10 protein-coding genes are annotated in these 10,131 nt (G+C 36.1%); 5 read left to right on the forward strand and 5 right to left on the reverse strand.

Features of this window, described 5'->3' with window-relative positions; genetic code table 11:
- The first annotated feature begins 74 nt into the window (after nt 1-74).
- From ACFVSH_RS18690 to ACFVSH_RS18700, 3 genes are read left to right on the forward strand one after another with little or no spacing between them, the layout of a single operon-like run.
- Nucleotides 75-287 carry an FAD-dependent oxidoreductase gene (locus ACFVSH_RS18690; protein WP_387707277.1) on the forward strand — a complete coding sequence of 71 codons (213 nt, stop codon included), beginning with the start codon at nt 75-77 and terminating at the stop codon, nt 285-287.
- Nucleotides 268-585, forward strand: a complete 318-nt coding sequence (locus ACFVSH_RS18695) for an FAD-dependent oxidoreductase (protein ID WP_387707266.1) — start codon at nt 268-270, stop codon at nt 583-585. The genes ACFVSH_RS18690 and ACFVSH_RS18695 overlap by 20 nt, the downstream gene beginning before the upstream one ends.
- A 5-nt stretch (nt 586-590) precedes the next feature.
- Nucleotides 591-1,067: an FAD-dependent oxidoreductase gene (locus ACFVSH_RS18700; RefSeq protein ID WP_387707268.1), complete on the forward strand. Its 477-nt coding sequence runs from the start codon at nt 591-593 to the stop codon at nt 1,065-1,067.
- A 759-nt stretch (nt 1,068-1,826) separates the two neighbouring features.
- On the opposite strand, the gene ACFVSH_RS18705 is transcribed toward ACFVSH_RS18700, so the two are convergent.
- From ACFVSH_RS18705 to ACFVSH_RS18715, 3 genes are all read right to left on the reverse strand, one after another.
- Nucleotides 1,827-3,149 carry a CitMHS family transporter gene (locus ACFVSH_RS18705; RefSeq protein ID WP_387707270.1) on the reverse strand — a complete coding sequence of 441 codons (1,323 nt, stop codon included), beginning with the start codon at nt 3,147-3,149 and terminating at the stop codon, nt 1,827-1,829.
- Nucleotides 3,150-3,548: 399 nt separating this feature from the next.
- Entirely contained in the window at nt 3,549-4,664 is a 1,116-nt protein-coding gene (locus ACFVSH_RS18710; RefSeq protein WP_387707272.1) for an AbrB family transcriptional regulator, read from the reverse strand.
- Between the two features lie 41 nt (nt 4,665-4,705).
- Nucleotides 4,706-5,572: a LysR family transcriptional regulator gene (locus tag ACFVSH_RS18715; protein WP_387595070.1), complete on the reverse strand. Its 867-nt coding sequence runs from the start codon at nt 5,570-5,572 to the stop codon at nt 4,706-4,708.
- A gap of 265 nt (nt 5,573-5,837) precedes the next feature.
- Between ACFVSH_RS18715 and tcuA the strand changes: the two genes are divergently transcribed.
- Complete coding sequence (gene tcuA / locus ACFVSH_RS18720; RefSeq protein ID WP_387707273.1) at nt 5,838-7,349, forward strand: FAD-dependent tricarballylate dehydrogenase TcuA; 1,512 nt, start codon at nt 5,838-5,840, stop codon at nt 7,347-7,349.
- A gap of 452 nt (nt 7,350-7,801) precedes the next feature.
- On the opposite strand, the gene ACFVSH_RS18725 is transcribed toward tcuA, so the two are convergent.
- Entirely contained in the window at nt 7,802-7,948 is a 147-nt protein-coding gene (locus ACFVSH_RS18725; protein WP_278090096.1) for a hypothetical protein, read from the reverse strand.
- A gap of 58 nt (nt 7,949-8,006) precedes the next feature.
- On the reverse strand, nt 8,007-9,134 hold the full coding sequence (locus ACFVSH_RS18730) for a 2-methylaconitate cis-trans isomerase PrpF family protein (RefSeq protein ID WP_387595077.1): 1,128 nt from the start codon (nt 9,132-9,134) through the stop codon (nt 8,007-8,009).
- A 148-nt stretch (nt 9,135-9,282) separates the two neighbouring features.
- On the opposite strand from ACFVSH_RS18730, the gene ACFVSH_RS18735 reads away from it, so the two are divergent.
- The coding region (locus ACFVSH_RS18735; protein WP_387707275.1) for a LysR family transcriptional regulator at nt 9,283-10,131 on the forward strand (849 nt) is incomplete at its 3' end.

The following is a 10,131-nucleotide window of genomic DNA, read 5'->3' on the forward strand; positions in this document are numbered from 1 at the left end:
CTTATACACTACTAATATTGATAGAGCTATCAGGGTAACAGAGTCGTTGAACTTTGGAGTAATTGGCTTAAATGATGCCATCCCGGGAGTGGCACAGGCTCCTTCACCAAACCGGGAGAAATAGTGGTGTTATATACTCGGGGATTTACTATAAACCGGGAAGCTTAAAAGCACGCTTTGCAAAAGAAGGCGGAAAAAAATTAGTAGAATACTGTGAACAACACGATATAGCTTATGATATTTTCGGGAAATTGATTGTGGCTACCGATGAAAAAGATTTATTATAAACGCGGGTTTAAGAACGGGCTTAATATAGAAGTCTTAAATCAGGCCGAAATGAGAAAGATAGAGCCAAATGTTAATGGTATATCAGCCATTAAAGTTCCTATGGGAGGCATTGTCAACTATAAAAAAGTAACAGAATCTTTAGCAAACGATATTATCAGTAAAGGTGGAGAGTTGAAGTTTAACACAAAAGTTTTAGACATAAACGAAAAAGGCAATGAAATTGAAATTGTTACAAACCAAGGGATATTCATACCAAATATTTCATTAATTGTGCCGGTTTGTTTAGCGATAGGATAACCAAGATGGCTGGCTTGAATCTAAAAATGAAAATAGTTCCTTTTAGGGGCGAATATTATAAGCTGAGAGAATCAAAATCTCATTTAGTGAACAACTTGATATATCCCGTTCCAAATCCTCAGTTTCCTTTCCTTGGTGTACATTTAACAAGAATGATAAATGGGGAAATTCATGTTGGTCCAAACGCAGTATTAGTGTTTAAAGGGGAAGGATATAAAAAAACCGATTTGAATATTAGCGATTTGCTTGAAGTGTTGTCATACCCTGCATTTTGGAAAATTGCGAAACAGCATTTTCGATACGGATTAAATGAAATGCATCGTTCGGTAAGAAAGAGTAAGTTCTTGGAATCTTTAAGAAAATTGGTACCCGCAATAGATTTGGACGATCTTGTTAAAATAGAATCAGGAGTGCGAGCTCAGGCACTCACCACTGACGGGCAGCTTGTAGATGATATTTTATATTACGCAGTAAACGTTTGATACACGTGTGTAATGCACCTTCACCGGCGGCAACAGCATCATTAGCAATTGGTGAGAAATTGTTAACTCATTTGATTCGTTATTGCTAGTTTTTTTGCCAGTTATGTAAATACTTTAAAATTAAAATAATGGATAATATCAAATAGGGAAGGGCTTTAAGATTTATTAATTATTAATCATTTATACTATGATAAACTGAAAAATAATTTAAATTTTTTATTCTGTCTCAAAATTTTAGAATACTCATTACAATGAGATACAATAAAAAAAGCCTCTAAAGGAATAGGTTTAAAGGCTTTTTTCTCTGAATGCGAATGGTCCTGGATAATCGCACTCAGAGATAAAAATAAGGAGTACCTATATTATACAATGAACAAGTGTGAATGTTTTGTGAATAATATGTGTAAGAAGTGTACTTTTTTTAACACTTTTATTCCGTCTCACTAAAACAAGATAACTTGTAATTTTGAGACGTTGTTTTTTATACGTTATTAACTTCCTATAATCAATCTTTTGTAAATATTTAAAAGTAAGTAAGTCATGGAAGGACAAGCTTTACACTAACATAATGAATGATAAAAATATTTACATTCTTTAATCCAACAAATCCACATAATATCAGTAATTACTTCAGTTTTCTATCTTTTTTCATGGTTTCAATTATGGAACTTTATCTGGCAACAAAGTTGTATCAAAAACTATCTAGCTGAAAAACGCCACAAAAGTCCTTGCAAACAAGTATACAAGGACTTTTTTAATTTACATAAAAGAAATAGCACCACTAATTATAGCTAATACTGTTAAGGTTAACGATGTCAAGATGGCCCATTTGTATGCGAATTTTTGATATTCTCCAAGGTCTTTATCAACCATACCAACTAATAGAATGGTTGATGCAACAAGTGGACTCATTAAATGAGCGGGTTGTCCCAAGATTGAAGCCCGAGCAATTTCCAATGGGCTAATACCATAGGCTGATGCTGCTTCTGCAAGGATAGGGAGGACTCCAAAATAATAGGCATCATTCGATAAAACAAAAGTGAATGGCATACTTGTAATGCCAACAATGACAGGGAAAAACTGTCCTAATGAAGCAGGTATTATCGCAACCAGTCCATTAGCAATAGCATCAACCATTTTTGTACCGGAAAAGATTCCTGCAAATACTCCAGCCGCAAAAACTAATAGAACAACAATTAAGGCGTTTCCAGAATGTGCTAAGATACGTCTTTTTTGCATTTCCAGATTGGGGTAGTTAACCATTAAAGCAATGGCGAAACCGACCAAAAATAAAATGGGGGGAGGTACCAATCCCATAATAAGCATGACCATAATGCCTACCACAATTAATAAGTTAACCCACAAAAAACGAGGGCGTTTAATGTCAATATGAGGAAATGTTTCAGTGGCTTCATTTTCAACCGTAGCAGCTATTTCATTTTTGAACTCTTCTATGTGTATTACACCAAGTCGTTTACGTTCTTTTTTTCCTAAAATAAATGCGACGAAAATAACCCAAAGAGCACCACCGATCATGGTAGGAATAAGTGGAACAAAAAATTCGGATGCATCAAGTCCCAATACTGCTATTGCTCGGGTAGCAGGTCCACCCCATGGAGTCATGCCACTCATAACACTTAAAGCTAGCATGGCTACTGTGGCTAAAACCAATGGATTCATACCGATTCGTTTATAAAGTGGATACATAGCTGAAACAGTAATGATATACGTTGTTGTACCGTCTCCATCTAGGGCCACGAGTAATGCAAGAATTGTGGTACCCATCGAAATTTTGACAGGATCTCCCTTGACAACTTCTAATAACTTTTTGATAAGTGGGTCAAATAAGCCCGTGTCTATCATAATGCCAAAAAACAATATGGCGAATAATAATAGAGCTGCAGAAGGAGCGACTAGCTTAATGCCTTCCATCATCATAGTGCCAATTTCACTTCCAAAACCACCAACTCCTGCAAAAACGATCGGAACTAAAGTTAAAGCAACAATGGGTGATAAACGTTTGGACATAATTAAATAGGTAAAAACTGTAACCATGGAGATGCCTAAAATTGTAAGAAACATTATTAAATCCCCTCCCAAATTTTGAATGCGCTTTCAATTCATCTCTGGATGACTAAGAATTAATTTTGTGAATCTTCAGAAAAATTAACTGGTAGATTAATAAGTTTTACACTATGCTTATGCGCTTTTCTTTATTAAAGGTAATACAGGGAGAACAATAAGTTAAATACATATTTTTTTTGTATTGGCATCAAAATAATTTATTCTTAAAAAAGATTGCAGGAGGAGAGCAAAGAAAGCCAATGGATAAGTGATACAATAAAGAAATTTTTTAAAATTTAATGCTATTTTTAGTATTTAAAAAGAAGGTCATCATCTAAATATTGTGGATGATAACCTTCTTTTCTTTATAAATCAGACTTTTTCAGTGTCCTTAAGCAAAGCTCGTTTCTTTTTTATTTAACATTTAGTTTTAACGTTACTGTTCTTGTCTTTTTTTCTTAAACTTAATTTTAATACCAATCTTAGTAATGGAGGCACTGCGGCATAAATAAAAGCCATCCGAAATAGCTGATAGCTGGTAACAGTAGTTACATCAGCATTAACTTCTTGTGCAATGATTCCCATTTGATCCATTCCACCAGGGGCTAAACTTAAAAAACCCGTAATAGTCGATAAATCATAATACTGGGTCAGTAAAAAACTAAAAAACATTGTTGCGCAGATCAAAATCAGTCCGTTCATCAAAGCTAATAACAAGGTTTTTCTTTTGTTGTCAAGTTGTTCCGGTTTTAATAGTAAACCGATATAACCGCCAACCATAAATTGAGATATATCAAGAAGTGAAGGAGGAAGTGGTGGTCCCTGCAAACCAAAAAGGCCTATTGCTGCAACAGCGATTACTGGTCCTAAAAAGTAAGGAGCTGGTAATTTAATTATTTTACCTATTTTTGCTGCGAGGAAACAAATAAGCGCAAACAGAAAGATAAGAGGAAATAAACCACTCCACTCTGGAATAACGTTATCAGATGAGTGATTGGTACTTTTCGCTGCAAAAATAGGACTGAAAATTAAAAGAGGAACTAAGAAAACAACCATTATCACTCTTGTAACATGGAAAAAGGTTACTGTAGTAATATCAATGCCTTTCATTTCTTCTGCAAACACAACAATTTGTGACAAGCCTCCAGGAATACTACTCGTTAAGGAGGTAGGATAGTCAATGCCGGAATATTTTGACATAACAAAAGCTGAACCTACACACACAAGGACTATTAAGGTTGTAAGGATCAACATTGAGGGAAGGTGACTAATCATGTCAGACAGTGAGCTCTTGGTAAAAGAGATGCCAATTGAATAACCTACAATAATCAATCCAGTATTTCTCATCGAAACGGGCCAAATTAATTTAACGTTTTTGAAACGTGATGCAATTAATAGGGCTGCCATTGGACCTAGAAGCCAGGGGATTGGCAACCCGACAAGAGAGAAAAGGCTGCCTCCAATAAAAGCAGTTAGAAGTGCAGCTGAAAATTGGATTGTCTTGCTAGCATTATTTAAATCCCACTTTTTCATATTAATTCTCTTCCTTTGTACCAGTTTTATTTCGATTCGTCTTATTTCTTTTGTTTAGAATCATTAAGAAAATCAATAAATGCTTTTACTTGTGCTAAATCCGTAGTCACATCCCGATAAAAAACCCAGGTTTCTCTAAGCAAATAGCTATTATCGCTTAATACAATGGGGAAAGTATACAGTGGTTCATCATTTTTAATACAGATTTCTGGTAAAATGGCATATCCTAAACCATTAAGGACCAGTTCTTTACATGTTTCAATCCGATCTACCTCCATTGAAATCTTAGGTGGTACCGCAAATGTTTCCTGCCACCAGTTCTCAATAGTATTCCTTAACGATTGGTCTGTCTGATAATTAACTCTAGGAAGAAAAGGAAGTTCTTTTAATTCAATTTTTTTACTGGAGGCAATACAAATCTTTTCTTCTTGAAATAAAACTTTATTTTCCTGCCATTTGTAAGGACCTCTAACTATCCCGATGTGTGCTTCTTCTTTTTGAAGCATTTGATGAATTTGAGAACTCCATCCAGTTTTCAAACTAATTTCAACCTCTGGATATAGGGTTAGAAATTCTTTTAATAATACTGGCAGTTTATAACGGGCAAACAAGCCAGATACACCCAATCGCAAAGTTCCCTTTACTTTTTTATCCAAATTTGAAATATGTTCTTTTGCAGCTCCTAATTGCTTACGCATATTTTTCGAATATTGAACGAGGTATTCCCCTTCAACTGTAAACTCGACACCTCTTTTGCCTCTAGAGATTAAATTTGTTTTGAACTCTTTTTCCAGCTGTTTTATACGATAGGATAAAGCTGGCTGAGAAATAAATAGTCGTTGTGCCGCCTTTGTTATATTTCTTTCTTCGTAGAGAGTAATTAAAATAAGCCAGTCTTTTTCATCCATAAAATTTTTCTCCTTTAACCATAAAAAATATTTATGGGTAATTATAAATAGTGATAATTTATTTGATTTCTAAAAGTATAATACAACTAATGAATAAAAGAAATCTATCTTTTTTTGTAAAGCAATAGACTCACTATAGTTCGCGTTTACTGCATTTTTTCATAAAATTTTTTTATGGCAATGAATAAAAAAACAATATTATTTTTATTCATTATTTTCACTTATTATTTACATGAAGAGTTATCACTTAACAGGAGGGGTAAAAATGGCAAATGCACAAAATTATGATGTAGTTGTAGTAGGGGCAGGAAACGCAGCTTTATGTGCGGCAATCTCAGCAAAAGAAGGCGGTGCTAGAGTTCTTGTATTAGAACGAGGACCATTGGAAAAGCGTGGAGGAAACTCTTTCTTTACAGATGGAGCCATACGTGTTGCCTACAATAATTTAGACGCAATCAGAAAAGTAATACCAGAATTAACAGACGCAGAAGCCGAGTTAATTGTTATGCCTGAATACACTGAATCTGATTATTTAGATGATTTAATGCGAGTAACAGGTGGACAGAGTAATCCCGAATTAGCAAAACAGCTGGTTACTAAATCGTATGAAACAATTGCGTGGATGCGTGATCAGGGAATAAAATTTGAATTGAATTTTGAAAATCAATCTTTCGTACAAGATGGCAAGCGCAATTTCTGGGGAGGACTGCCTATCAAAACGGAAGATAAAGGCGTTGGCTTAATGAGACAGCTCTTTGCGCGGACAGAAGAAATTGGCATCGACGTTTGGTACGATTCACGTGCTGTGGAGCTTGTATCAGAGAATAACACTATAACGGGTGTCGTTGTTGAGAAGGATCATACAATGGTAACAGTTCGGACGTCCAGTGTGATTTTGGCTTGTGGCGGCTTTGAAGCCAATAAGCAAATGAGATGTGAAAATATTGGTGAAGAATGGGAAGCGGCAATTGTTCGTGGAACCGAATTCAACACAGGAGACGGCATTTCCATGGCTATGGCAGTCGGGGCTCAAAAATTTGGGCAGTGGTCTGGATGTCATTCGATTGGGACAGATTATAACGCGCCAAAAGTAGGAGACTTCACAAAGCCGGGAGATATTTTTAAAAAGCATTCTTATCCGTACAGTGTCATGCTTAATAATGAAGGGAAACGTTTTGTGGATGAAGGAGCAGATTTGCGAAATTACACCTATGCCAAATACGGCCGTGAGGTATTAAAACAGCCTGGACATGTGGCATATCAAATTTATGATGCACAGGTACGCCCGATGCTGCGTAAAGAATATGACCTTGAAGAAGCGACTATTTATAAAGCAGATACACTTGGAGAGTTGGCAAGTTTACTGCCGGTCAATCAAACACAATTCCTTAAAACGATTGAAGAATATAACAGTGCCGTACAAGATGGCGAGTATAGACCCGCAGAGAAAGATGGCAAAGGAACGAAAGGAATTACCCCTCCTAAATCCAACTGGGCACTTCGAATTGAGCAAGGGCCATTCTATGCTTTCCCTGTTACGTGCGGAATCACCTTTTCGTTCGGTGGTTTGCATGTAGATGTTACGGGTCATGTGTTAAACAAAGAAGAACAACCGATAAAAGGTCTCTTTGCGGCTGGTGAAATGATTGGGGGTATTTTTTATGAAAACTATCCTGGTGGATCCGGGTTAATGTCTGGCGCAGTCTTTGGAAAATTAGCTGGTTCATCCGCAGCCCACTATATTCAAGAAAAGGTTGAAGCGGTCAATAATCATTGAGTCTTTTCCTTGCATAGTTAATTAGATAAGAATTTGTCCAAAAAGTTTAGGGATACATTAAATAGAAGAATGAAAAACAGCCAAGGCTTAAAATAGCTCTTGGCTGTTTGGTACTTCAAATATTAAGAGTCTTTATGCATTGACTAAAACTCATATCATATAGGGATATGAGTTTTAGAGAATAGCTTTAAGTGTCCTGATGGCCAGTCATTAAATAATGGGTTGGTTTGTGGATATATAACAAGGATGATAAATAACATTTAGTTTTCTTTTTGCTTAAATACCCTAGTGACCATGAAAATCTGAATTCAGTATCTATATCCTAACTTGTATAAGTGTGAGAGCTCCCCCCGGAAATTTTTCATCTATTTTCAATCCTATTTTATAATTGAATTTTGTAGGCATCGGTTAGTTGGAGATACATTAGAGTCTGGGCTTTATTGAAAACTCACTTATACAAAACAAGGATCATTGAAGTAAACTATTTCGGAAAGAATTTTAGTGCCATTCATATTTTTGAATAGTTCTTTCGCTTCTTTTTCTGTGTCAAATTCAAAAATTTTAATATTTCCTTTTAAAAAGACAGTGATGACCCACATTTCAAAGCCTCCAAGTGATAGATAATTTTTTTTTGCGTAATTTACAAATCAATTCAAATCAAGCTAATTGATAGGTAAGCTCGTAATTATTTTTCGTGTACACGTATCCCTCTAAAATGATTCTTGCTGTGCGTACCACTTTAATAGCGCGAATGTGTCCTGCCAAAAAATCAACTTTTGTTTCCATGATCCCCGCCGGGTGGGCTAATCGAAAAATTTCCTGTTTGATGTCCACCATATCCGATAAAATCGTTTCCTGTAAGTAAGCTCCTGCAGTTGCACAGATGGCTCCTGTAATAGCAAGAGCTTGATGGGGCTTTTGCATCGACATCATTCTGATCATCAAATCCATCTCTGACGCTTTTCTTTCCAATCCGTTTAAATCGACGTAATCCATAGGAGGAGCAATTAGAGTCATTTTAGGCACAGCAGGAGATTGGACGGTTGCTGATTTCTTATCGGAAAATTGACACATTTCAGCTGCAATCGACCGGATTTCTTCTAGTTCATTTAATTTTTCCTGTGAATAATCAGTGGGCAATTCGCTTCCGTTTAGACCGATATCCTGTGCCCTTACAAAAACAAGTGGATTAGCAACATCAATGATTGAAACTTGAATCAGTCGATCCTTCGTTTTAATCATGTCAATTGGATTTCCTGTAGGGAATAGTTTTCCTGTAACTGCTCCTTCAGCACGAGTAAAAGAAAGATAGATAGGTGATCCTTTACCAGGCACGCCTGGAATTGAGCAGCTGCCTTCTGTTTTCACTTGTCCATTTTCAACCTCTACTTCTGCAATAATCAATTTTTGTGTATTCGTGTTAAAAATTCTCACCGGTGTAACAGGTTCTTTTGCCGGAACTAATCCGTGCTCAATTGCGTAAGGTCCTACAGCAGATGAAATATTACCACAATTCCCTTTAAAATCAACCATTTGATTATCGATGCTGATCTGCGCAAATGTATATTCCACATCGTATTCCGGTGAATCCGATTTTTTGATAATTGCTGCTTTACTTGTCAATGAATTCGCTCCTCCAAGACCATCAATCTGTCTCCGATCCGGACTGCCCATCACGTCAAGTAAGAAACCTTCCCAGTGTGAGCGATTCGAAGGCATATGTTCAAAGTTAAGGAACACACCTTTACTTGTCCCGCCGCGCATTACAACTACTGGTACTTTCATTGTATAACCACCTTTTCTCAAGACAATATTTATAGCACTACCGGTTCCATTGAGAATATAGTATGATGAGTTCTGTAATAAGTAAAATACATATTTTTTTAATGAAAATGATAAAAAAACTTATAATCAAAAAGTGGGAGATGGTTAAGTGGACGAAAAAGATTGGATTGCGATAAGGGTACTATATGAAGAAAAAAACATTAGCCGTGCGGCAGAGCGTTTATATATATCGCAGCCGGCGTTAACGTACCGGCTTAAAAATTTAGAAAAAGAATTTAGTACGAACCTATTTTTCAAAATAAAAGGAGGCATTGAGTTTACTTCCGAAGGGATACATTTAGCGGGCTATGCGGAAGAAATGGTGAAAAAGTTGCAAAAAACGAAAGATTATATGCTGAATATGAAAAATGAGGTAAGAGGAACGTTAAGGCTTGGCGTTTCCAGCAACTTTGCCCAATATAAACTACCAGAAATATTGAAAAAGTTTTCAACACAATATCCTCATGTACAATTTAATGTGAATACAGGCTGGAGTACAGAAATCATGCATCTTCTGGATTCCTCTAGTGTTCAATTAGGCATTCTGCGTGGAAACTATGAATGGTATGGAATCAAATCGTTACTGCATAAAGAAAGACTTTGTTTAATTTCTAAGAAAGAGGTAGACTTGGATAATTTGCCAGAACTTCCATTCATAAATTATAAAACCGACAGTTCTTTAAAAAACTTAATAAATGGCTGGTGGCATGATAGATTCCCGGAGCCGCCATTTGTAACTATGGAAACAGATCGGCAGGAGACGTGCAAAGAGATGGTCAAAAATGATCTTGGTGTTTCTATTCTGCCGGAAATATGCCTGCAGCCTTCAGATAACTTGCATACATACGGGTTATCCTACAAAAATGGGAAGCCGGTGTTAAGAAATACATGGTTAATGTATAACCAGGATGCTTTAAAACTCTCTACTGTGAAAAACTTTATTGATTTCTTGAATAAA

Origin of the sequence: Peribacillus sp. NPDC058002 (genome assembly GCF_042886655.1) — a bacterium.
Taxonomy (GTDB): Bacteria; Bacillota; Bacilli; order Bacillales; family DSM-1321; genus Peribacillus; species Peribacillus aracenensis.

What these genes read in the sequence shown, in the direction of transcription:
- ACFVSH_RS18725 (WP_278090096.1), bottom strand. Translation starts at nt 7,948, where the DNA reads ATGTGGGTCATCACTGTCTTTTTAAAAGGAAATATTAAAATTTTTGAA.
- ACFVSH_RS18715 (WP_387595070.1), bottom strand. Translation starts at nt 5,572, where the DNA reads ATGGATGAAAAAGACTGGCTTATTTTAATTACTCTCTACGAAGAAAGA.
- ACFVSH_RS18700 (WP_387707268.1), top strand. Translation starts at nt 591, where the DNA reads ATGGCTGGCTTGAATCTAAAAATGAAAATAGTTCCTTTTAGGGGCGAA.
- tcuA (WP_387707273.1), top strand. Translation starts at nt 5,838, where the DNA reads ATGGCAAATGCACAAAATTATGATGTAGTTGTAGTAGGGGCAGGAAAC.
- ACFVSH_RS18710 (WP_387707272.1), bottom strand. Translation starts at nt 4,664, where the DNA reads ATGAAAAAGTGGGATTTAAATAATGCTAGCAAGACAATCCAATTTTCA.
- ACFVSH_RS18705 (WP_387707270.1), bottom strand. Translation starts at nt 3,149, where the DNA reads ATGTTTCTTACAATTTTAGGCATCTCCATGGTTACAGTTTTTACCTAT.
- ACFVSH_RS18690 (WP_387707277.1), top strand. Translation starts at nt 75, where the DNA reads ATGCCATCCCGGGAGTGGCACAGGCTCCTTCACCAAACCGGGAGAAAT.
- ACFVSH_RS18730 (WP_387595077.1), bottom strand. Translation starts at nt 9,134, where the DNA reads ATGAAAGTACCAGTAGTTGTAATGCGCGGCGGGACAAGTAAAGGTGTG.
- ACFVSH_RS18695 (WP_387707266.1), top strand. Translation starts at nt 268, where the DNA reads ATGAAAAAGATTTATTATAAACGCGGGTTTAAGAACGGGCTTAATATA.